At 71.6% G+C, this 22,415-nt stretch carries 21 protein-coding genes and 2 pseudogenes; 19 read left to right on the forward strand and 4 right to left on the reverse strand.

Translation table 11 applies throughout. The features are described 5' to 3' along the window. Positions 1–286 precede the first annotated feature (286 nt). The 12 genes from OG562_RS00125 to OG562_RS00180 all read left to right on the forward strand — a co-directional run bounded on the left by OG562_RS00125 (position 287) and on the right by OG562_RS00180 (position 11,896). Positions 287–1,219: an ABC transporter substrate-binding protein gene (locus tag OG562_RS00125; RefSeq protein ID WP_266391869.1), complete on the forward strand. Its 933-nt coding sequence runs from the start codon at positions 287–289 to the stop codon at positions 1,217–1,219. A gap of 129 nt (positions 1,220–1,348) precedes the next feature. Further along, positions 1,349–2,398: an ABC transporter substrate-binding protein gene (locus OG562_RS00130; protein ID WP_266391872.1), complete on the forward strand. Its 1,050-nt coding sequence runs from the start codon at positions 1,349–1,351 to the stop codon at positions 2,396–2,398. After that, a complete protein-coding gene (locus OG562_RS00135) occupies positions 2,395–3,168 on the forward strand; it encodes an ABC transporter permease (protein ID WP_266391874.1) in 774 nt (257 codons plus the stop codon). Before OG562_RS00130 ends, OG562_RS00135 begins: the two co-directional genes overlap by 4 nt. Beyond that, positions 3,165–3,938, forward strand: coding sequence for an ABC transporter ATP-binding protein (locus OG562_RS00140; protein WP_266391876.1), 774 nt, complete (start codon positions 3,165–3,167; stop codon positions 3,936–3,938). Before OG562_RS00135 ends, OG562_RS00140 begins: the two co-directional genes overlap by 4 nt. Next, the gene (locus OG562_RS00145; RefSeq protein ID WP_266391879.1) at positions 3,935–5,011 is read left to right on the forward strand and encodes a phosphotransferase enzyme family protein; all 1,077 of its coding nucleotides are present in this window, start codon (positions 3,935–3,937) and stop codon (positions 5,009–5,011) included. Before OG562_RS00140 ends, OG562_RS00145 begins: the two co-directional genes overlap by 4 nt. Positions 5,012–5,102: 91 nt before the next feature. Continuing rightward, complete coding sequence (locus tag OG562_RS00150; RefSeq protein ID WP_266391882.1) at positions 5,103–5,228, forward strand: putative leader peptide; 126 nt, start codon at positions 5,103–5,105, stop codon at positions 5,226–5,228. A gap of 156 nt (positions 5,229–5,384) precedes the next feature. Then, the gene (locus OG562_RS00155) at positions 5,385–7,034 is read left to right on the forward strand and encodes an ABC transporter substrate-binding protein (protein ID WP_266391885.1); all 1,650 of its coding nucleotides are present in this window, start codon (positions 5,385–5,387) and stop codon (positions 7,032–7,034) included. A gap of 3 nt (positions 7,035–7,037) precedes the next feature. After that, complete coding sequence (locus OG562_RS00160) at positions 7,038–7,997, forward strand: ABC transporter permease (RefSeq protein ID WP_266391888.1); 960 nt, start codon at positions 7,038–7,040, stop codon at positions 7,995–7,997. Further along, entirely contained in the window at positions 7,994–8,929 is a 936-nt protein-coding gene (locus OG562_RS00165) for an ABC transporter permease (RefSeq protein ID WP_266391891.1), read from the forward strand. The genes OG562_RS00160 and OG562_RS00165 overlap by 4 nt, the downstream gene beginning before the upstream one ends. Then, the gene (locus tag OG562_RS00170; RefSeq protein ID WP_266391893.1) at positions 8,926–10,614 is read left to right on the forward strand and encodes an ABC transporter ATP-binding protein; all 1,689 of its coding nucleotides are present in this window, start codon (positions 8,926–8,928) and stop codon (positions 10,612–10,614) included. The genes OG562_RS00165 and OG562_RS00170 overlap by 4 nt, the downstream gene beginning before the upstream one ends. Further along, positions 10,611–11,633, forward strand: coding sequence for an LLM class flavin-dependent oxidoreductase (locus OG562_RS00175; RefSeq protein WP_266391896.1), 1,023 nt, complete (start codon positions 10,611–10,613; stop codon positions 11,631–11,633). The genes OG562_RS00170 and OG562_RS00175 overlap by 4 nt, the downstream gene beginning before the upstream one ends. Then, the gene (locus OG562_RS00180) at positions 11,630–11,896 is read left to right on the forward strand and encodes a hypothetical protein (protein WP_266409870.1); all 267 of its coding nucleotides are present in this window, start codon (positions 11,630–11,632) and stop codon (positions 11,894–11,896) included. The genes OG562_RS00175 and OG562_RS00180 overlap by 4 nt, the downstream gene beginning before the upstream one ends. Positions 11,897–12,039: 143 nt before the next feature. Here OG562_RS00180 and OG562_RS00185 read toward each other — a convergent pair. Both OG562_RS00185 and OG562_RS00190 read right to left on the reverse strand, forming a co-directional pair. Beyond that, positions 12,040–12,225: pseudogene (locus tag OG562_RS00185) on the reverse strand (ATP-binding cassette domain-containing protein); the annotation flags it as partial. Between the two features lie 203 nt (positions 12,226–12,428). Next, a pseudogene (locus OG562_RS00190) lies at positions 12,429–12,644 on the reverse strand (BMP family ABC transporter substrate-binding protein); the annotation flags it as partial. 45 nt (positions 12,645–12,689) lie between these two features. Here OG562_RS00190 and OG562_RS00195 point away from each other — a divergent pair. Further along, positions 12,690–13,157, forward strand: coding sequence for a hypothetical protein (locus tag OG562_RS00195; protein WP_266408908.1), 468 nt, complete (start codon positions 12,690–12,692; stop codon positions 13,155–13,157). 666 nt (positions 13,158–13,823) lie between these two features. Continuing rightward, positions 13,824–14,735, forward strand: coding sequence for an NAD(P)-dependent oxidoreductase (locus tag OG562_RS00200; protein WP_266408909.1), 912 nt, complete (start codon positions 13,824–13,826; stop codon positions 14,733–14,735). Between the two features lie 140 nt (positions 14,736–14,875). Here OG562_RS00200 and OG562_RS00205 read toward each other — a convergent pair whose 3' ends face one another. Together OG562_RS00205 and OG562_RS00210 are read right to left on the reverse strand one after the other, a co-directional pair. After that, positions 14,876–15,571, reverse strand: a complete 696-nt coding sequence (locus OG562_RS00205; RefSeq protein WP_266391898.1) for an SDR family NAD(P)-dependent oxidoreductase — start codon at positions 15,569–15,571, stop codon at positions 14,876–14,878. Then, positions 15,558–17,270, reverse strand: coding sequence for an IlvD/Edd family dehydratase (locus OG562_RS00210; RefSeq protein WP_266391901.1), 1,713 nt, complete (start codon positions 17,268–17,270; stop codon positions 15,558–15,560). The genes OG562_RS00205 and OG562_RS00210 overlap by 14 nt, the downstream gene beginning before the upstream one ends. Positions 17,271–17,320: 50 nt before the next feature. On the opposite strand from OG562_RS00210, the gene OG562_RS00215 reads away from it, so the two are divergent. The 5 genes from OG562_RS00215 (at position 17,321) to OG562_RS00235 (ending at position 22,299) form a co-directional block, all read left to right on the forward strand. Next, the gene (locus tag OG562_RS00215) at positions 17,321–18,154 is read left to right on the forward strand and encodes an IclR family transcriptional regulator (protein WP_266391904.1); all 834 of its coding nucleotides are present in this window, start codon (positions 17,321–17,323) and stop codon (positions 18,152–18,154) included. A gap of 33 nt (positions 18,155–18,187) precedes the next feature. Further along, a complete protein-coding gene (locus OG562_RS00220) occupies positions 18,188–19,048 on the forward strand; it encodes a fumarylacetoacetate hydrolase family protein (RefSeq protein WP_266391907.1) in 861 nt (286 codons plus the stop codon). After that, on the forward strand, positions 19,045–20,076 hold the full coding sequence (locus OG562_RS00225; RefSeq protein ID WP_266391910.1) for a zinc-binding dehydrogenase: 1,032 nt from the start codon (positions 19,045–19,047) through the stop codon (positions 20,074–20,076). The genes OG562_RS00220 and OG562_RS00225 overlap by 4 nt, the downstream gene beginning before the upstream one ends. 135 nt (positions 20,077–20,211) lie before the next feature. Continuing rightward, on the forward strand, positions 20,212–20,406 hold the full coding sequence (locus OG562_RS00230) for a hypothetical protein (protein ID WP_266391913.1): 195 nt from the start codon (positions 20,212–20,214) through the stop codon (positions 20,404–20,406). 216 nt (positions 20,407–20,622) lie between these two features. Then, positions 20,623–22,299, forward strand: coding sequence for a dolichyl-phosphate-mannose--protein mannosyltransferase (locus OG562_RS00235; protein ID WP_266408911.1), 1,677 nt, complete (start codon positions 20,623–20,625; stop codon positions 22,297–22,299). The last annotated feature ends 116 nt before the right edge of the window (positions 22,300–22,415 follow it).

Below are 22,415 nucleotides of genomic sequence, written 5' to 3' on the forward strand. Positions count from 1 at the left end.
CCCCTACCCGGTTGGGCTGAGAGGGCGTCTGGGAGCGGTGTCGGCACCAGTCGACGCCGGTCCCCATGGGAACGCCGACCGCATCACTTGAGCCACAGTGCCCGCGTAGGAGTACCGCATGTCTTCAGCAGTCGAGCAGCAGTGTCCCCCGGCGTCCGCCGCGGCCTGCTCCTGTTGTTGACCCGCCCGGTCTCCCTCTCCTCCTTCTGCTCGCCCTTCCTCTCCTCACCAGGCAGCCCTCTCACGGGCCCGAACGCCTGAGTGCCGTCCACGGAGCCGTCTGCCCATGTCGCACGTCCGAGTCATGCTCGACTACTTCCACCCCTGGCCGAATTCCGCCGGTTTGTACGTTGCCAGGGAGCGCGGCTGGTACCGCGAAGCGGGCCTGGACGTGGAACTCACCGTCCAGGATCCGGGACGCGGCGACACTCTGGAGTACCTGGCTCTGGGGGAGGTGGACTTCGGTCTCTTCCCGCCCAACCGGTTGCTCGCCCGCCGTACGGCTCCCGGCCGGCCGCTGCTCGCCGTGGCCGCCGTCAACCACCGGGCCCTGGAGGCGATCCAGACCACCCGTTCCACCGGCGTCGCCCGCCCCCGCGATCTGGCCGGACGCCGCCTCGCCTTCAACCCGACCCCGCGCGGCCGCGCGATGGTCCGGCACCTCGTCGCGGCCGACGGCGGCGATCCGGACGCCGTGATCACCGTCGACGCGGGCTATCGGGAGCTGACCGTCGACGACATAGCCGCCGGTGAGGCGGACGCGACCTTCGGCGCCTACTGGTCCTGGGACGCCCTGCGCGGCGACCTGCCCGAAGAGGAGCGCCTGACCTGGCCGGTCGACGAGATCGGCGCTCCCCGCTACCACAGCTACCTCCTCGGCACGAGCGAGAGGCTCGCCGACGACCGTCCCGACCTGGTGCGCGCCTTCCTGGCCGCCACCGCCCGCGGCTACGCCTGCGCGGCGGCCGACCAGATCGGCGCCCGCGCCGTGCTGGAGCGGGTGATCCCCTATTTCTCGCGCCCCCTGATCACCCGTTCCCTCGCCCTGGTCGCCCCGACCTGGACCGACGCCGACGGGAACTGGGGCGTCATCGACGAGACCCGCATGGGCCCCTACGCCGACTGGCTCGCGCGGCACGGAGCGGTCCGGCACGCCCACGACTGGCGGTCGTCGTACACGAACGACCTGCTGGCCACCGCCCCGGCGGTCGCCGAATGACCTGCCAGGCCAAGGAACTGACCAGGCGTATGGCCATCGACCTCATGCGGGTCGACAGCGCGCTCTGTCGGGCGTGAGGAGCACTCCCCCACACCCCTGACCACCGCCGCGCCCATCCGAGGAAACCCCATGACGTCCCGCATGAGATCCCGTACGACCGCCCTGCTCTCCGTGGCCACCGCCGCCACCCTCGCCACGACGGGCTGCGCCGCGCAGGACTCCACGTCGGCCGCCGCGAAGAACGGCGCCACCCAGGTCACCCTCGCCCTGGACTGGACGCCCAACACCAACCACACCGGCATCTACGTCGCCCAGCAGAAGGGCTGGTTCAAGGACGCCGGAATCGACCTGAAGATCCTGCCGTACGGCTCGACCGCGCCGGAGACGCTGATCGCCGGCCACCAGGCGGACTTCGGGATCTCCTACCAGGAGGGCGTCACCACCGCGCGCGCCGCGGGCCAGGACATCACCTCCGTGTACGCCGTCACGCAGAAGACGAACGTCACGGTCTCCGTGCGCGCCGACCGCGACGACATCGCCTCCCCCAAGGACCTGGACGGCAAGACGTACGCGGGGTTCGGCGCCCCCTACGAGAAGGCACTGCTCCAGAAGGTCGTCCAGGAGGCCGGCGGCAAGGGCACGTTCAAGCAGATCACGCTCAACACCTCGGCGTACGCGGCCCTTTACGCGGGCAAGGCGGACTTCGCGATGCCCATGCCCACCTGGGAGGGTCTGGAGGCGAAGCTCACGGGCAAGCCCCTCAAGGACTTCCAGCTCGCCGACTACGGCGTCCCGGCCATCTACTCGACCCTCATCGCCTCCTCGGGGCAGTACCTGAAGCAGAACCCGGAGGTCGCCAGGAAGTTCCTGGCCGTGGTCGACAAGGGGTACGAGTACGCCGCGGACCACCCCGACCAGGCCGCCGACCTTCTCATCGCGGCCAACAAGAGCACGCTCACCAACACCGAACTGGTGAAGGAGAGCGAGGCGTTGCTCGCCGAGGAGTACTACCGCGCCGCCGACGGCACGATCGGCGGCCAGACCGCGAAGCGCTGGCAGGACTTCGCCGACTTCGAGTTCACGGCCGGGCTGCTGGTGGACAAGAACGGCAAGAAGCTCACCAAGGCGCCGGACGCTTCGACGTTCTTCACCGACGCCTACCTCCCGGAAGCCAAGTGAGAGCGGTCCTGCGCGCGGTCTGGCCGCCGCTGCTCGTCCTCGCGGTGCTCGTGACCGGCTGGCAGGTGTACGTGGCCGCCGCCGCAGTCGATCCGACGGTGCTGCCCAGCCCCGGCCGCGTCCTGTCACAGGGCTGGGCCAACCGTGGCGACCTGTGGGACCAGACGCTGCCCACCCTCCAGGAGACCCTGTTCGGCTTCGCGCTGTCCTTCGCCGCCGCCTGGCTGGTGGCCGTGGTGCTGGACTTCTCGGCGGCGGCCCGCCGGGGCCTGTATCCGCTGCTCGTGGCCTCGCAGACCATCCCGATCGTGGCGGTCGCCCCCCTGCTGATCATCTGGTTCGGCTTCGGTCTGCTGCCGAAGATGCTGGTGGTCACCCTCACGACGTTCTTCCCGCTCGCGGCGAACCTGGCGGCGGGCTTCGCGTCCACCGACCGCGACGCGATGCGGCTGCTGCGCTCGCTGGGCACGAGCCGGATGCGCGCCTTCCGGCTGGTCCGGGTGCCGAGCGCGCTGCCCCACTTCTTCACCGGACTGCGGGTGAGCATCACGTACGCCGTGGTGGGCGCGGTCTTCGCGGAGTACGCGGGCGCGGAGAACGGCCTCGGCATCTATATGCAGGCACAGAAGAGCGCGTTCCGCACGGACCTGGTGTTCGCGGCGGTCGCGGTGACCGCCCTGTTGAGCATCGCCCTGTTCGGGCTGGTCTGTCTGCTGCAACGGATCGTCCTGCCGTGGGAGCGGGCGCTGGCGAAGGAGAGCCGTTCATGAGTCTCGAAGTACGGGGAGCGGGCAAGGCGTTCGGGTCGCTCGAAGTGCTGCGCGACCTCGATCTCACCGTGGAGCCGGGTGAGTTCGCGGCCGTCATCGGTCCGAGCGGCAGCGGCAAGAGCACCCTGTTCAACCTGATCTCCGCTCTGGACGAGCCCACTTCGGGCGAGATCCTGGTCGAGGGCGCCCCCGCGTCCGTGGCCTCGGGGAAGGTCGCCTACATGCCCCAGAAGGATCTGCTGTTCCCCTGGCGCACGGTGCTCGACAACACGGCGCTGGGCCTTCAGGCGCAGGGGGTGCGGAAGAAGGAGGCGCGGCGCAGGGCCGGCGAGCTCTTCGAGGCGTTCGGTCTCGACGGCTTCCAGTCCTCGTATCCCTTCCAGCTCAGCGGCGGGATGCGGCAGCGTGCGGCGCTGCTGCGCACGGTCGTGCTGGAGCGGCCCGTGCTGCTGCTCGACGAGCCGTTCGGCGCGTTGGACTCGCTCACCCGCACCGAGATGCAGCTGTGGCTGGCCGACATGTGGCAGCGCTACCGCTGGACCGTCGTGCTGGTCACGCACGACATCCGCGAGGCCGTCCTGCTCGCCGACACGGTGCACGTCCTCTCGCCGCGCCCGGCGACGGTCGTGGAGCGCATCGAGGTGCCGCGGTCCGGCGCACGCGGTCTCGACGCCCTGACCGAGCCGGAGTTCGCGGCGACCGAGCGGCGGCTGCTGGACGCCCTCGGCGGCCGGGCGAGCCGGGTGGAGGACGAGGTGACGGCCGGATGAGCGGGCTCCTGGCGCACGGCATGGGAACGGAGCCGGTGGCCCCCGACTGGCCGCCGCTCACCGAGGCGGAGGTCGAGGCCGTCGTCGGTCCCGCGCGCCTGCTGTGGCGCAGCCCGCGCCCGCTGTCGGCGGCCGCCCTGGTCGAGCGGGACGGGCGCCGGCTCTTCGTGAAGCGACACCACGGCGACGTACGCTCCCTGGAAGGGCTGGCCGAGGAGCACGCCTTCCTGCGGTATCTGCGCGACCGGGGCGCGCCCGTCGTGGAGGTGCTGGGGGTTCGGGCGCGCGGGGAGTGGGTGTACGAGGTCCATACGGCCGGGGTGGGGACGGATCTCTACCGGGACGCTCTGTCGTGGTCGCCGTTCGCGTCCGTGGCGCATGCCCGGGCCGCGGGCGCCGCGCTGGCCCGACTCCATCTGGCGGCCGAGGGGTTCGAGGCCCCGCGTCGGCGCCCGCAGCCTCTCGTCTCGTCGTTCGGCATCTTCGCGGCGGTCGATCCCGAGGCCGCGCTGGAGACGTATGCGGCCGAACGGCCGTCGGTGACGGCGGCGTTGGCGGGCCGTCCCTGGCGGGAGGACCTGCGCGCGGTTCATCTTCCCTTCCACCAGCGCCTGTTGCCGTCCCTCGGCCGTCTGGCGCCGCTGTGGACGCACAACGACTGGCACGCCTCGAACCTGCTGTGGGACACGGCGGCCGGCACGGTCTCGACCGTCCTCGACTTCGGCCTCAGCGACCGCACGACCGCCGTCCACGACCTCGCCACCGCCATCGAGCGCAACACCGTCCAGTGGCTCGACCCGTCCCGCCCCGTCCGCCCGGACGACGTGGACGCGCTGCTCGACGGGTACACCGCGGTCCGCCCGCTCAGCGCCGCCGAGTCGGCCGCCCTGCCCGAGCTGCTGCCGCTCGTGCACGCGGAGTTCGCCCTGTCCGAGCTGGGCTACTTCCACGGCGTCACGGGATCGCGGGCCAACGCCGATCTGGCGTACCGGTATCTGGTGGACCACACCCGGTGGTTCACGACCGACGACGGGCTTCGGCTCCTGGATCGCGTACGGCTGCGGACAGGTTGAGGCTGCCCGGTGTCGCCCAACACCTGGACCGCCATTGACGGACGACGAGGCCGCTTCGTACGATCACGACCGACATCAGGGGAGGACCGGCATGCAGCACAGCAGTGACCTGAGTGCCTCGTCCGTCTCCCTCGCGGCCGCGACGGTGTTCTCCCGCCTCTCGCGTCGACGCCACATCGATCTGCAGCGCTTCACCAGCTGCCTGTGTCACGCCTGATCGCCTGACCGTCTCTTTCTCCACGGTCCTCTGGCCTTTCCGCACGGCCGACCGACGTCTGTCGTCGCCCGTAGCTCCCGTCGGGAGCGGCACACCCATGCGCAGCTGTGATCCCCACGCGTCACGAGCGTGGTGACACGAGTAGGAGATTCCTCCGTGAGAGCACATCCGGATGTCCGACGCACCCTCCGTTCTCCCCTCCGGCCCACCCGATACGCGGCACTGGCCGCCCTCCTGACCACCAGCGTCCTGCTGACCGCCTGCGGGTCGGGCGGCGACGACTCCGGCGCCGGCAGTGGCACCGGCCAGGCCAGGTCCGGTGGCGCCCTGACCTTCGCGGTGGGTTCCGACGCCGGCTGCGTGGATCCGCAGCAGGTGGGCAGCAACGACACCATCTACTCGCTGCGGCAGGTCGTGGACTCCCTGACCGACCAGGACCCCAGGACCGGCAAGATCGTCCCGTGGCTGGCGAAGAGCTGGGACATCAGCTCGGACACCACGACGTTCACCTTCCATCTGAGATCGGGCGTCACCTTCAGCGACGGGACGAAGCTGACCGCGCAGGTGGTCAAGGACAACTTCGACGCGGTGCCGAAGCTCGGCGCCCTGGGGACCCTGGCCGAGGGCTATCTGAGCGGCGTGGACAGCACCAGCGTGGTCGACCCGCTCACCGTCCGGGTGACGTTCAAGCAGCCCAACGCGCAGTTCCTGCAGGCCACTTCGACGCACTCGCTGGGCATCGAGTCGTCGGCGAGCGCGAAGCGGACCCCGCAGCAGAAGTGCAGTCAGGGAGTGGTCGGATCCGGGCCCTTCGTGCTCAAGGGGTATGTGCAGAACCAGTCGATCACGCTGGCCAAGCGCGCCGGATACGCCTGGGGTTCCTCGCTGTGGAGCAAGAAGGGCGAGGCGTACCTGGACAAGCTCGTGTTCAAGGTGGTGCCCGAGGCCGGGGTGCGCGTCGGCAGTCTGCAGTCCGGCCAGGTCGACGCGATCAGCAGCGTCGGCAAGGCCAACGAGGCGGCGCTGGGCGGCGGCCAGGTGAGCCTGGAACGGCGCGCCAATCCCGGTGCGGTGTTCAACCTGGGGCTGAACAACTCCCGGCCGGTCCTGAAGGACGCCAAGGTACGCCAGGCGATCCTGTTCGCCATCGACCGGCAGCAGATCGCCGACACCGTCTTCCCCACCGGCACCCAGCCGGCCACCAGCATCCTGGCGCACACCACGCCCGACTACGAGGACCTGGGCACGGACCTGGCCTTCGACGCGGCCAAGGCCAAGTCCCTACTGGACGCGGCCGGTTGGAAGGCGGGCAGCGACGGCATCCGCTCGAAGGGCGGCGCCAGGATGAGCCTGACCGTCAAGTGGTTCGCGAACTCGGCCACGAACCAGCCGGCGCTGGAGCTGATCCAGCAGCAGCTCAAGGCCGTCGGCATCGACGTCGTGCTCAAGCAGCTGCAGATCTCCCAGATCGCCCAGGTGCAGCAGTCCGGTGACTTCGACGCGCTCTGGGGCAACCTGACCCGGGCCGACCCGGACATCCTGCGCACCCTGTACTCCACCCGGCTGGCCAACGCCTATCACCTGCCGACGAGCCCGCTGGACTCGCTGCTGACCGAGCAGGCGGCGACGACCGACACGGCCAAGCGCAAGCAACTGGCCGTCGAGGCACAGCAGTTGATCGTGCGGAACGCCTACGTCGTGCCGGTGGTGGAACTGCAGACCCAGCTGGGCGTGTCGAAGAAGGTGCACAACCTGGACTTCGAAGCGTCCAGCCGGATCCAGCTGCACGACACCTGGATCGGCTGACGCATGCGCCGCTATGTGGTCAAACGGCTCGCGCAGGCGATCGGCGTGCTGTGGGCGGCGTACACGGTGTCGTTCCTCGTGCTGGACTATCTGCCCGGCGATCCGGTGTCGGCGATGGCGGGCGCCGGAGCGGACACCGGTCAGGTCGATCCGGCGCAACTCGCGGCGCTCCGCCACCAGTACGGCTTCGACAAGCCGGTGCTGGTGCAGTACGCCGACCATCTCGGCCGGGCGGTGCGCGGGGACTTCGGCGACTCGATCTCCACCGGTCGGCCGGTGACCTCGACGCTGGCCGACGCGCTGCCGCAGACCCTGCAGTTGACCGGCGCCGCGCTGCTGCTCGCGGTGGTCCTCGGCGGCGGTCTGGCCGTGCTGGCGACCTACACCACGCAGCGGTGGCTGCGGCAACTGCTGCTGTCGTTGCCGCCGCTGGGGGTGTCGGTCCCGACGTTCTGGGTGGGGCTGCTGCTCGTCGAGTCGTTCTCCTTCCGGCTGCACTGGTTCCCGGCCTTCGGCAACGAGGGGCTGCGGGGGCTGATCCTGCCGGCGGTGACGCTGGCGATCCCGACCGGCGCACTCGTCGCGCAGGTGCTGGCCAAGAGCCTGCTCACCGCGCTGGACCAGGCCTATGTGGAGACCGCCCGCGCCAAGGGCGCCGGCCGATGGCGGGTCCACCTCCGGCACGCGCTGCGCAACGCGTCCCTGCCGGCGTTGACGGTCGTCGGCCTGCTGGTCGGGCAGCTGATCGCCGGTTCGGTGGTCGTCGAGACGGTGTTCTCGCGTGACGGCCTCGGCCGGGTGACGGCCGCCGCGGTCACGGCCCAGGACATCCCGCTGGTCCAGGGGGTGGTGGTGTTCGGATCGCTGATCTTCGTACTGACGAACCTGATCGTCGACCTCGTCTATCCGCTGCTCGACCCGCGGATCGTGGTCGCCTCGGGCCGGAAGGCGGGTTTCGCATGAGCCAGGGTCTTGTCCATGACACCTCCCCGGTCGATCCGGCAGATCCGGCCGATCCAGCCGATCCGGCCGATGCGGGAATCGGCCCCGGGGCGGGGCGTCGCGTCGACGTGCGGCGGGTGCTGCGGTTCCTGGTGCGCCGCCCCGGTCTGCTGCTGTCGGTCCTCGTCGTCGTGCTGGTGGTGCTGGCCTCGTTCTGGCCGGGGCTGTTCACCTCGCGGGATCCGCTGACAGGAGTGCCGTCGGAGAACTTCCGGGGTCCGAGCGCCGCACACTGGTTCGGCACGGACGAACTGGGGCGGGACGTGTTCTCCCGGGTGGTCCACGGTGCGCAACTGTCGTTGAAGGCGACGCTCATCGCGGTGGCGGTCGCCTTCGTGGTGGGCAGCCTGCTCGGTCTGGTCGCCGGGTTCGTCGGCCGCTGGGTCGACGACGTGCTGATGCGCTTCGTCGACGTGCTGCTGTCGATCCCGGCGCTGTTCCTGTCCCTGGCCCTGGTCACCGCGCTCGGGTACGGGACGGTGAAGGTGGCGGTCGCGGTCGGGATCGCCAGCGTCGCCGCCTTCGCCCGGGTGACGCGGGCGGAGGTGCTGCGGGTGCGGCAGGCGGTCTTCGTCGAGGCCTCGCGCTCCTGCGGGGCCCGCTGGTACTCGGTGCTGGGCCGACACGTCCTGCCAAACGCCGCGGGTCCGGTGATCGTCCTGGCCACCCTCGATCTCGGCACCTCCATCCTGGCCGTGTCGGCGCTGAGCTTCCTCGGCTACGGAGCCCCGCCGCCCGCGCCGGAGTGGGGCACGCTGATCTCCGACGGCCGCAACTACCTGGCCAACGCCTGGTGGCTCACCGCGCTGCCCGGGCTGGCGATCGCCGCGACCGTGCTGGCCACCAACCGCATCGCCCGGGCGCTGGACGGCGAATGGTCCCGCGGGCGATGAGCGGCCACGTGACGAACGTACCCGGAACGGGTGAGGACTTGACCGGTCAGAACTTGGAGATACGCGGCCTGTCGGTGTCGTACCGCACCCGCGGCGGCATCGTGCGGGCGGTGCGGGACGTCGACCTCGAGGTGCGGCCGGGCGAAGTGACCGCGGTGGTCGGGGAGTCCGGATCCGGCAAGAGCACCACCGCCCATGCGATCACTCGGCTGCTGGCGGCGAACGCGAGCATCGACGCCGGCACGATCCGCTTCGGCCGGCACGACCTCGCCTCGCTGTCGGAGGCGGAGCTGCGGACCGTGCGCGGCGCGCAGATCGGTCTGGTCCCCCAGGACCCGTCGGTGTCGCTCAACCCGGTCAAGCGCATCGGCGAGCAGGTCGCCGAGGTCCTGCGCATCCATGGGCTGGCGACCCGCCGCTCCGCGCCGTCGGCGGCGATCGCCGTCCTGGACCAGGCCGGGCTGCCCGACGCGGCCACCCGCGCACGGCAGTACCCGCACGAACTGTCCGGCGGCATGCGGCAACGGGCCCTGATCGCCATCGCCATCGCCGCGAAGCCGAAGCTGATCATCGCCGACGAGCCGACCAGCGCGCTCGACGTCACCGTGCAACGCGTCATCCTGGACCATCTCCAGGGTCTCACCGAGGAGTCGGGCACCGCGATCCTGCTGGTGACCCACGATCTCGGAGTCGCCGCCGACCGGGCGCAGCGTCTCGTCGTCATGTCGCAGGGGCGGGTCGTCGAGGCCGGCCCGACCCGTGACGTCCTCGCCGACCCCCGACACGAGTACACCCGAAGGCTGTTGGCGAGCGCGCCGAGCCTGACCACCGCCCGCCCCCGCGCCCCGGTCGCCTCGCCCGCGGCCGCCGCGACGACGCCGCTGGTCGAACTCCGCGACGCGGTCAAGGAGTTCCGGCTGCCCCGCGCGGGCGGCGGGTCCCGGACGCAGCGCGCGGTCGACGACGTCAGCTTCACCCTGCACCGCGGACAGACCCTCGCTCTGGTCGGCGAGTCCGGCTCGGGGAAGTCCACCACCGCGCGTCTGGTGCTCCGACTGACCGACGCGACCGCCGGGCGCGTTCTGTTCGACGGCGTCGACGTCACGACCGCTCGGGGCGCGCAGGCCAGGCGACTGCGCCGACGGGCCCAGCTCGTCTACCAGAACCCGTACGCCTCACTCGACCCCAGGTTCTCCATAGGCGAGGTGATCACCGAGCCGTTGCACGCGTTCAAGGTCGGCGACCGGGCCTCCCGGCTCGCACGGGCCCGCGACCTGCTCGACCGGGTGGCGCTGCCCGCCTCGACGCTGGAGCGCCGTCCGGCGGAGCTGTCGGGCGGGCAGCGGCAGCGCGTGGCGATCGCCCGGGCCCTCGCCCTGTCGCCGGACCTGGTGGTGTGCGACGAACCGGTGTCCGCGCTCGACGTCTCCGTGCAGGCCCAAGTCCTCGAGCTGCTCGGCGAGTTGCAGGCCGACACGGGGGTGGCGTACCTCTTCATCTCGCACGACCTGGCCGTCGTGCGCCAGATCGCGCACCAGGTGGCCGTCATGCGGGCCGGGCGCATCGTCGAGACGGGCGCGCCCGAGGACCTCTTCACCCGTCCCCGGCACGACTACACCCGCGAACTGCTCGCGGCGATCCCCGGCCGCCGGGCCGACCACGACCTGAGGACGCAGACCGCATGACCCTCACCCCCCTCACTTCCCTCGCCTTCCTCACCCCGGGCAACTTCGCCGACGACGACCCGTACACCGGTCTGGAGGAGACGCTCGGGCTCTTCGAGTACGGGGAGCGGTCGGGCTTCGACGGCGCCTGGATCCGGCAGCGCCACCTCGAACACGGCGTCGGTTCGGCCGCCGTGTTCCTCGCCGCCGCCGGACAGCGCACCGAGCGGATCGAGCTGGGCACCGCGGTCATCCCGATCGGCTACGAGAGCCCGTTCCGCCTCGCCGAGGACCTGGCGCTGGCCGACGTGCTGTCCCGGGGCCGGCTGCAGATCGGCTTCAGCACCGGCATGCCGCACGCCGACCTCCTCGGCGACCTGGTGTACGACGGCGACTGGCGCGCCTTCGACCTGTCGTACGGCAGGGTCGCCCGGGTCGTCGACAACCTGCGCGGCGACTACCTCGGCGGACCGGACACGGTGATCCACTCCCCCGGCAACACCCAGCGCCCCCGTCTGCAACCGCACAGCCCCGGCCTGGTGGACCGTCTCTGGTACGGCGGCGGCAGCCTGCGCTCGATCCGCTGGGCCGCCGGGCAGGGCCTGAACCTGCTGAGCGGCAACATCGTCACCGGCGAGGACACCGACGACTTCACCACCGCCCAGTCGAGGCTCCTCGCCGAGTACCGGCGCACCCGGCCCACCGGCCGCGTCGCCGTGGGCCGGGTGATCGTGCCGTTCGACAGCGCCGACCGGGCCACCCGCACCCGCTACCGGGAGTACGCGGCGAGCCGCCACGCCCGCACCCTGGCCCCCCAGGGCCCGAAGCGGACCCTGTTCGCCCCCGACGTGGTCGGCACGGCGGAGCAGATCCTGGAACAACTGGCGGCGGATCCGGCGGTGTCGGCGGTGTCGGAGCTGCGCCTCGAACTGCCGTACGAGTTCCGGCGGGAGGAGTACGAGCAGATCCTGCACGACGTACGCCATCTGGTCGCGCCCGAACTGGGCTGGCGGCCCGCCCAGTCGGAGACCGCGCGATGAGTGCCGTACGACTTGACGTCCACGCCCGGGAGCCGTTCGCCGACGGTCATCGCTTCGACGGGGCCGGGGCGTACGAGGTGATCACCGCGACGGCGCACTACACGGTCGACCCGGCCGCGCCCGCCCACCGGCCGGTCACCGATCTCGAACTGGCCGGGAACCCGGTGCGGTTCAGCGGGGACGTCGAGATCCTGCGGCCGCGCGGTCGACGCGGCTCGCCCGGCCCTGCTCGACGCCGAGGACGACGTTCTCGGCGATGGTGAACGACGGGACCAGCATCAGGTTCTGGTGGACCATGCCCACGCCGAGGGCGATGGCGTCCTGGGGCCCGGCGAACCTGACCCGTCGCCCCCGCACGCTTGAGCTGCCCGGCCGACGGCTGCTCGAGCCCGTACAGCAGCTTCATCAGGGTGGACTTGCCGGCGCCGTTCTGTCCGACGATCGCCCTGATCCCGCCGCCGGGCACCGACAGGTCGACGTCGCCGACGGCGCGGGTGCCGTTGGGGTAGTTCTTGCCGAGGCCTGTGGCCTCCAGGGCGGGAGGGGCTTCGGCGGGGGGTGCGTCCACGGTCTCGTCCCGGGTCTCGTGCATGGGTTCCACCAGAGTTCCTCGAAGGTCGGAAGGTCAGAACGCCGAAGGGACCTTGACGGCACCGGACTTGACCTTCGCGGCCTGCGCCTGGAGCTCGGCGCGCACGGCGGCGGGAACGAGCTTGTCGAAGTTGGCGTTGTCCAATAGCCCACGCCGTCCTCGGCCAGGCCCACGGCGGCGGGCTTGCCGTAGGCGAGCGTTCCGGCCTTGTTCGCCTCGGCCGCCAGGTAGAGGGCGTTGCCGGCGTTCTTGAGGACGGAGGTGACGACGGTCTGCCGCTGGGCCGCGTCGGTGAGGGTCTTGTACTGGTCGGAGTCGACCCCGAAGGCGTACCGCTTGGCGGCGACCGCCGATTCGAACACCCCGAGACCGGAGGATCCGGCGACGGGCCACACCAGTTCGGCGCCCTGCCCGTACATCGCCGAGGCGATCTGCTTGCCCTCGGCCGGGTCGACGAACGCCGCCTGGCCCACGTACGGGCCAGCTTCGGTCCGTCGCTGTCGCTCGTCGCGCAGGCCCTCTCGCTGCCGGTCGACTCCATCGAGGCGAGCGGGGAGTTCGCGACCGCCCGCCGCCGGACCGCCATCGCCGCCGGGACGCTGCGGCCCGGCACCGTGGCCACGCAGCGGATGACCGTGACGGCCGTGAGCGGCGGCCGCCCGCTCCTGCGGTTCGCCGCCACCTGGTACTGCACCACGGACCTCGACCCCGCGTGGGACGTACGCGCCACCGGATGGCATCTGAAGGTCGAGGGCGACGCGCCGCTCGACGTCGACATGCGCTTCCCCGTCCCCTTCGAACGCCTGGGCGCCGTCTCCCCGAACTACACCGCCAACCGCGCCGTCAACGCGGTCCCTTCCGTCTGCGCGGCCGCCCCGGGCATCCGCACGACCCTCGACCTGCCGCCGTTCACGGCGACCCTCGCATCCTGACGCTGCGCGATCCCCACCGCGGCCACGGCGGGCGCGAGGGCCTGCGGCGCGGAGTGGGGGGCCGTTCAGCGGGGGCCGGAGCACATCGGCTCGGCCGGGTGGACATGCCCGTGCGCGCGGAAATCCTGCCGGGGGAAGCAGGAGACGGGGAACCGAGCGGTCGGATCAAGCCACCTGGCCGAGCTGTGCACGATTCAACCACATAGCGTGCACATTTCATCCACATCACGAGGAGCCGTTAGCCGAATCGATACATCGGCATCACTGCGTACATAACACCCCCGGCCGTGCGGCCGAACTCACCGCGTCGGCCGCGATTCAACCGAACTTCTTCATGGCCAAAGGGAGTTGACGAGACCAGCGACACGATCGCAACGGCGGGGCGAACTGCGGCGAGACCGCCGAGCCGGTATCCGAAGCGGAGGCCGAGGGTGATCGGCGCCCGGCACTTCCTGAGGGACCTCGCCGCGGGGGGCGACGAAGATGCGACCCCATGACCACCGTCATAGGGACGGCTATCATGACCGCTGTCATAGTCGGCGGCCGCGACGGCTGCGGCCGAGGGCGCGGGCGCAGGCGCAGGCGCAGGGCCTCAGCCCAGACCTCAGCCCCGGCTTCGGCCTCAGCCCCGGCTTCGGCCCGGGACAGAACTGGCGGTGCATGGTGGTGTACGTGGGTTTCATCGGCCTGGGGGTCATGGGGCAGCCCATGGCCCTCAACCTCGCCCGCGCGGGGACGCCCCTCGTCGTCTTCAACCGCACCCCCGCGCGGTGCGAGCCCCTGCGCACCGCCGGGGCCGAGGTCGCCGCGAGCCCCGCCGAGGTCTTCGACCGGGCCGGCACGGTGATCCTGATGCTGGCCGACGAGACCGCCGTCGACGCCGTCCTGGGCCGGGCCACTCCCGACTTCGCGGGACGGGTCGCCGGTCACACCGTCGTCCACATGGGAACGACCTCGGCGCAGTACTCGGCCGGCCTGCGGGACGCCGTCCGCGCCGCGGGCGGAAACTATGTCGAAGCCCCGGTCTCCGGCTCCCGAGTCCCGGCCGAGCAGGGGCAGTTGGTGGCGATGCTGGCCGGCGACGACGACGCCGTGGCAGCCGTACGGCCGCTGCTCGCCCCCGTGTGCCGGGAGACGTTCGGCTGCGGACCGGTCCCGGGCGCGCTGCTGATGAAGTTCTCGGTGAACCTGTTCCTGATCACGATGGTCACCGGTCTCGCCGAGGCCTTCCACTTCGCCGACCGCCACGGACTCGACCAGCGTCTCCTCGGCGACGTCCTGGACGCCGGCCCGATGGCCAGCGCGGTCTCCCGGGTGAAGGGCCCCAAGCTCCTCACCCGGGACTTCACCGTGCAGGCCGCCGCCGAGGACGTGCTGAAGAACAACCGCCTGATCGCCGAAGCCGCCCGAAACGCCGACCTGGCCTCCCCCCTCCTCGACGTCTGCCACACCCTCTACGGCGAGACGGTGGCCCAGGGCCACGGCATGCAGGACATGGTGGCCGTGCTCCACGCCCTGGAGACCCGCACCGCCGGCGTCCGCCTCCCCGGCTCGCCCGACGACCCCGGAGGTCGTTGACGGACGGCGGCGCCGCGGATCGGCTCCCGGCGTGGGCGAGCTGGCGGCGCAGGCCGTTCCCCGACGCCAATCTGCTTCTGCTGCACGGCCGCCGGCCCGCCCTCGTCGACAGCGGGTTCGTCGGCACGCGCCCTCGGCTGTCAGTAGGTCGCCCTTCCTCCGCTGATGTCGTAGACCGCCCCGGTGGAGAAGCTGACCCTCTCGGAGGCCAGGAACGCGACCAACTCGGCCACTTCCTCCGGTCGGCCGATCCGCCGCATGGGGATGAGGCCGGTGATGTGGGCCAGCACGTCGGGAGCGGTGCTGTCGTTCATGGGGGTGGCGATGACCGCGGGGGTGACGACGTTGACCAGGACTCCGCTGGTGGCCAGCTCCTTGCCCACGGACTTGGTGAGGGCGATCGCGGCGGCCTTGGACGCGGAGTAGACCGACAGGTCGGCGTTGCCGTCCTTGCCTGCCATGCTGGCGAAGTTGACCACGCGCCCCCAGCCGCGCTCGCGCATGCCGGGGACGAACGTCCGCAGGGTGTTCACGGTCCCCAGGACGTTGACGTCGAGCACGCGGCGCCACTCCTCGGCGGTGGTCTCGATGAGCGGCTTGTTCGGTCCGACGATGCCCGCCGAGTTGACCAGTACGTCCACGGGCCCGATCTCGTCGGCGATCCTCCGTAGTGCCTGTTCGTCCGTCACGTCCGCGCGGACGTCGGCGCCCTGGAGGTCGAGGGTCGTCACCGTCAGCCCGTCGGCCCGGAGCCGTTCGGCGGCGGCCGCGCCGAGCCCACGGCCGCCTCCGGTGACGAGGGCCGTCCTTGCGGCCGTGGGGTCAGTGCGACTCACGGCTCACCTCCGAGCCGCTGGACCCGACGAGGAAGTCCAGGTCGGCGCCGGTGTCGGCCTGCAGGACATGGTCGACGTAGAGCCGCTCCCAGCCGCGCCGGGGCGTGGCGAAGCCGGTGAGGGCGGCCTCGGAGGGGGGCCTGCGGGCGAGTTCGTCGGCGGGTACGTCGACGTCGATGCGGCGGGCCTCGACGTCGAGGGTGACGAAGTCCCCCGTCCGCACCAGCGCGAGGGGACCGCCGGCCGCGGCCTCCGGAGCCACGTGCAGGACCACCGTGCCGTACGCCGTGCCGCTCATCCGGCCGTCGCAGACGCGGACCATGTCGCGGACGCCCTGCTCGAGGAGCTTCTTCGGCAGGGGCATGTTGGAGACCTCCGGCATGCCGGGGTAGCCCTTGGGGCCGCAGCCGCGCAGGACGAGGACGGAGTCGGCGTCGACGTCGAGGCCGGGGTCGTCGATGCGGGCGTGGAAGTCCTCGATCGAGTCGAAGACGACGGCCCGGCCGCGGTGACGCAGCAGGTGGGGGGAGGCGGCGGCCGGCTTGATGAGGGCGCCGTTCGGTGCGAGGTTGCCGCGCAGGACGGCGATGCCGCCCTCGGCGACGAGGGGTTCGGCGCGGGTGTGGATGACCTCGGAGTCCCAGATCGGGGCGTCGTCGAGGTGGTCCACCAGCGGCTTGCCGGTGACGGTCAGCGCGTCGGGGTCGAGCAGGTCGCGAACCTCGCGCAGAACGGCGAGCAGGCCCCCGGCGCGGTGGAGGTCCTCCATGAGGAAGCGGCCGGCCGGCTGGAGGTCCACCAGGACGGGGACGCGGGAGCCGATGCGGTCGAAGTCGTCGAGGGTCAGGTCGACGCCCGACCGGCCCGCGATGGCCAGGAGGTGGACGACCGCGTTGGTCGACCCGCCGACGGCGGCCAGCGCCACGATCGCGTTGTGGAAGGACGCCTTGGTCAGGAAGGCGCCCGGCCGCCGGTCGGCGCCGACCATGTCCACCGCCAGTCGGCCCGTGCGGTGCGCGGCCTCCAGCAGCCGGCTGTCGGGGGCGGGGATGCCGGCCGTACCGGGGAGGACCGTGCCCAGCGCCTCGGCGACGAGCGCCATCGTCGAGGCGGTGCCCATCGTGTTGCAGTGTCCGCGGCTGCGGATCATCGACGACTCAGAGCGGGTGAACTGCTCCTGGGACAGCGTGCCGGCCCGGACCTCCTCCGACAGCCGCCACACGTCGGTGCCGCAGCCCAGCGGTGTGCCGCGGAAGGTTCCGGTGAGCATCGGACCGCCGGGCACGACGACGGCGGGCAGGTCCACCGAGGCGGCGGCCATGAGCAGCGACGGGATCGTCTTGTCGCAGCCGCCCAGCAGGACGACGCCGTCGATGGGGTTGGCCCGCAGCATCTCCTCCGTGGCCATCGCCGCCATGTTGCGCCAGAGCATGGCCGTGGGCCGCACCTGCGTCTCCCCCAGCGACACGACGGGCAGGTCCAGTGGGATGCCGCCCGCCTCGTACACGCCGTTGCGGACCGAGGCCGCGACCTCGTTCAGGTGCGCGTTGCAGGGGGTCAGGTCGGAGGCGGTGTTGGCGACGGCGATCTGCGGACGGCCGGCGAAGGCGCCCCCCGGAACACCCCGGCGCATCCACGCCCGGTGGATGTAGGCGTTGCGGTCCTGGCCCTCGTACCACTGTGCACTACGGAGTCTCATCGTTGAGCTCCTTCCAATAATCGACACGATGGTCTAATTTTTGGAACGCCATGGAGCATACGCAGACGGACGGTGGATCGACAGACCCCGGCGAGGACGGCGCGGCAGGGCCGACAGGCCCCGACAGCAGTCGACTCGTGGGGTCGGACCGGGTGCTCGCCGTGCTCAGAGAACTCGCCCGGTATCCCGGCGGGGTGGGGCTGGAGGAGCTGACCCGGGTGATCGGCAGTCCCAAGCCGACCGTGCACCGGGCCCTGGGGGCCCTGCGCCGGGCCGGTCTGGCCGATCAGGACGCCCGTGGTCACTATCTGCTCGGCGACGAGTTCCTCCGTATGGCCTTCGCCCACCACGAGGCCCGGCCCGAGCACATCCGCCTCCGTCCCGTGCTGGAAGCGCTGGCCGCCCGGTTCGGCGAGACCGCGCACTACGCGATCCTCGACGGCCGTGAGGTCGTCTACCGCGCCAAGGTCGACCCGCCCGCCGGCGCCGTACGGCTGACCTCGACGGTGGGCGGCCGCAACCCCGCGCACGCCACCGGCGTCGGAAAGCTGCTGCTCGCCCACCAGTTGGACACGGTCGAGGAGGTCGGGGAGTGGATCGGCGACTCCCCCCTGGAACGCCGTACCCCGCGGACCCTGTGCACGGCCGACGACCTCCATCGCGACCTGCACGCGAGCCGTGTACGGGGCTACGCGCTCGACGACCAGGAGAACGAGAGGGGGGTCAACTGCCTCGCCCTGCCCGTGTACGCGACCTCGCCGACGACCCCGTCCGGCGCCGTGAGCATCAGCGCCCTGACCTACCGCACGCCCCTGTCCACCCTGGTCGACGCACTCGACGAGATCCGTGCCGTGCTCGGAACCCTGGGTGAGCCGCACCGATGAAGGCCCGCCGACCCCGTGAGGGAGACTGACCCCGTGCACCTCATGCGTATAGGCGCCCCCGGCGCCGAGAAGCCCGTCGCCCGCATCGACGACGAGACGTACGTCGACCTCTCCGACCTCGTCACCGACTTCGACGAGGCGTTCTTCGGCTCGGGCGGCGTCGACCGCGTCCGCCCGGTCGTGACCGAGCGGGCGGACGCGGGCCGGGTGTCCCGCTTCGCCGGGGAACGCGTCGGCGCCCCGATCGCCCGCCCGCACCAGATCCTGTGCATCGGGCTGAACTACCGCGACCACGCGGCCGAGAGCGGGATGCCCGTCCCCGACGAGCCGATCCTGTTCACCAAGTCGCCCAACACCCTCGTCGGCCCCTACGACGACGTCCGCGTCCCCCGCGGCTCCACCAAGCCGGACTGGGAGGTGGAGCTCGGCATCGTGATCGGCAGGCGCACCAGCTACCTGGACGACGTGGACCAGGCCCGCGACGCCATCGCCGGGTACCTGGTCGTCAACGACGTCAGCGAGCGCGCCTTCCAGCTGGAGCGCGGCGGGCAGTGGGCCAAGGGCAAGTCCGCCGAGACCTTCAACCCGGCGGGCCCCTGGCTGGCCACCGCCGACGAGATCGACGACGTCCTCGCACTCGACATGTGGCTGGACGTCAACGGCGTACGCCGCCAGACCGGCAACACCAAGACGATGATCTTCGACCCGTACTTCATCGTGCACTACCTCAGCCAGTTCCTCGTCCTGGAGCCCGGGGACCTGATCAACACCGGCACCCCGCCGGGCGTCGGCATGGGACTCACCCCGCCGGTGTGGCTGCGGCCGGGCGACGTCATGGAGCTGGGCGTCCGGGGCCTCGGCGCCCAGCGCCAGAACGTGGTCGCGCCGCGGTGAGCAGCCGTTCCCTACGCGCCTTCGTGCTGACGGCCCCCGGGGAGTACGCGGTCCGGGAGGTCCCGGCGCCGGTGGCGGCCTCCGGCGAAGCCGTCGTCGACGTCGAGCGGGTGGGCGTGTGCGGCACCGACATGGAGTTCTTCACCGGCGCGATGGCCTACCTCCACCAAGGCCACTCCTCCTACCCCATGCGCCTCGGCCACGAGTGGGCGGGCCGGGTCGCGGCGGTCGGCGCCGGGGTCGACCCCGGGTGGGTGGGCCGACGGGTCATGGGCGACACCATGCTCGGCTGCGGCGCCTGCCGTCGCTGCCGCCGGGGCCACCAGCATGTGTGCGAGCAACGGCAGGAAGTCGGCATCCGCGGAGGGCGGGCGGGTGCCCTGGCGGAGCAACTCGCGGTGCCCGTCTCGTCGTTGCACGTCCTGCCCGACTCCGTCGACGCCGTGCTGGGCGCACTGGTGGAACCGGGAGGCAACGCCCTGCGCGCCGCACAGGCCGCCGCGCCGCGGCCCGGCGACCGGACCCTGGTCCTGGGGCCCGGAACCATCGGGCTGCTGGTCGCGATGTTCCTGCGCGCCGCCGGCGCGGATGTCCACCTGATGGGCGCCACCGACGACTCCCTGGCCTTCGCGCGCAATCTGGGCTTCGCGCAGGCGTGGACGGAGCACTCCGTCCCGGACCTGCCGTTCGACGCGGTCGTCGACGCCTCGAACGCCAGCCATCTGCCTGATCTGGCCCTGGAGTTGGTCGAGCCGGCCGGCCGCGTCGTCTACATAGGCCTGGCAGGCGAGCCCAGTCGCGTCGACACCCGCACACTCGCCCTCAAGGACGTGACCGCGGTCGGCGTCCTCTCCGCCTCCCCCGGCCTTGAGGCCACCATCCAGGCGTACGCCGACGGATCCGTCGACCCCCGGCCGCTGGTCGCCGCGACCGTCGGGCTGGACCAGGCCGGCCCCGTCCTCGCCGGAGAGCGCCCGGCCGACGCCGGACCGGGGCCGAAGGTGCACATCGACCCACGGCAGAGCTGACGAGCGGACTTCGCTCTGCGGTCGGGCTCCGGATCACTCCATGGCGCAGTCGTGGTGATGGCCGGGCGCCCCGCAGTACGACAAGGCGTGACGCCGTACCGGAACGGCTCGGCCTCGGTAGGGAGTGACGTATCTGTGGAGCCCGGCTCTCGGACCGGCCGGCGCGCGACCGGCACCGGACGCAAGCGTCTCGATGACGACCGGCGGGACGAGTTGCTCGGGAAGCTGCAAGGGCGTGAACTGCTCGATTCGACAGGGCTGTCCTCCGGGGACGCGTTCATCGAGCTGAGCGACCTCGTCCTCGGAGCGGTCTCCCAGACGTCTCGCTGACCGGCGGGCGGCGCTTCGACCGCGCCGAGCCCGCCGCCCGGGCGCCCGGGCGCCCATGGGACACATCGCCGAAGCCGCCGCCCACCTGTGCTCGGAGGGGGCCTGACCTAACCTGACCGGACCTGGTCTGCCCTGACCACGCCCGACACGATCTAGGGTCATCCGGTGACGAGTACCGACACGACACGTTCCCAAGTCCTCGACAGCTCCCGTCCGTTGACGGGGCCCAGCGCCTGGAAGGACCGTCTGCGCCTGTTCGGCTACGCCGCCGGACACCCCCGGACCGACGTCCGTGAACGGCTCGTTGCCCCGTTCCCGGAACCGGCCACCCGCGTCTGGGAGCTCGTCGGCCTCGGCCCGGCACTGGCGTACCGCGTGGCGAGGGCGATGGGCTGGCTGGGGCCGGTGCTGGTCGCCGCGTTCGCCGGAGCGATCCGCTTCTGGCGCCTCGACCGGCCGCACGACCTCATCTTCGACGAGACCTACTACGCCAAGGACGCCTGGGCCTTGCTGCACCTCGGCTACGAGGGCACCTGGCCGAACCGCAAGATCGCCGACCCGCAGATCCTGGCCGACCCTCAGGTGGTCCCGCTCTCCGACGCCGGGTCCTTCGTCGCGCACCCGCCGCTGGGCAAGTGGGTGATAGCCCTCGGCGAGTGGATGTTCGGCCTGGACCCGTTCGGCTGGCGGTTCATGACGGCGGTGCTGGGGACGCTGTCGGTGCTGATGCTGTGCCGCATAGGCCGCCGTCTGTTCCGTTCGACGCTGCTGGGCTGCCTGGCCGGCGCGCTGATGGCGGTGGACGGCCTGCACTTCGTGATGAGCCGCTCCGCTCTGCTCGACCTGGTCGTCATGTTCTTCGTACTGGCGGCGTTCGGCTGCCTGTTGCTCGACCGGGACAGCGCGCGGGCCCGGCTCGCGGCGGCCCTGCCGGTGGGCGTGGACGGCCACGCCCGCCCCGACGAGGACACCGGGGACCGCGCCGGGACGGGATGGCGTCCATGGCGGCTCGCGGCCGGCCTCTTCCTGGGCCTGGCGGCCTCGACCAAGTGGAACGGCCTGTATTTCCTGGCCTTCTTCATCGTCCTGACCGTGCTGTGGGACGTCGGCGCCCGCCGCGTCGCGGGAGCACGCCACCCGTACCGGGCGGTGCTGCGCAAGGACCTCGGCTGGTCGCTGCTGTCCGTCGTTCCCGTCGCCGTGGCGACCTATCTGGCGACGTGGACCGGCTGGTTCCTGTCCGACGACGGCTACGGACGGCACTGGGCGGACGGCCGCGGCGGCGCCTGGTCGTGGATACCGGCCCCGCTCCGCAGCCTGTGGCACTACGAGTACGGGGTCTACCAGTTCAACGTGGGGCTGCACACTCCGCACCGGGCCCAGTCCAACCCGTGGAGCTGGCTGGTCCTCGGCCGTCCGGTGACGTTCTCCTACGAGTCGCCGAAACCCGGTCAGGACGGCTGCCACGCGGCGGCCGGCTGCTCACAGGAGATCCTCGCCCTGGGCACACCGCTGCTGTGGTGGTCGGCCTGCTGCGCGCTCGGGTATCTGCTCTACCGGTGGGGGCTGCGCCGCGACTGGCGCGCGGGCGCCGTCCTGTGTGCGGTGGGCGCCGGCTATCTGCCCTGGTTCAACTACCAGGACCGTACGATCTTCTCCTTCTACGCGGTCGTCTTCGTGCCGTATCTGTGTCTGGCCGTGGCGATGATGCTGGGCGCGCTGCTGGGGCCGCCGGGGGCGAGTGAACAACGCCGTACCCGAGGCGCCGTGGCCGCGGGCACCCTTGTGCTGCTGATCGTCTGGAGCTTCGTCTACTTCTTTCCGATCTACACGGGTGTGACGATTCCGTATCCCGACTGGCGCGCCAGAATGTGGCTCGACACCTGGATCTGAGCGGCGGGAAGCGCGAGAGCGGGGACGAACTCGTCACCGGTGCAAGGCCCACCGCCTGCTCGGCCGGCGCCCCCGCCACCCCGCGGACTTCCGAGCCGCTGCCGGGCATGTCCTGC

The sequence above is a fragment of the Streptomyces sp. NBC_01275 genome, assembly GCF_026340655.1.
Classification (GTDB): Bacteria; Actinomycetota; Actinomycetes; order Streptomycetales; family Streptomycetaceae; genus Streptomyces.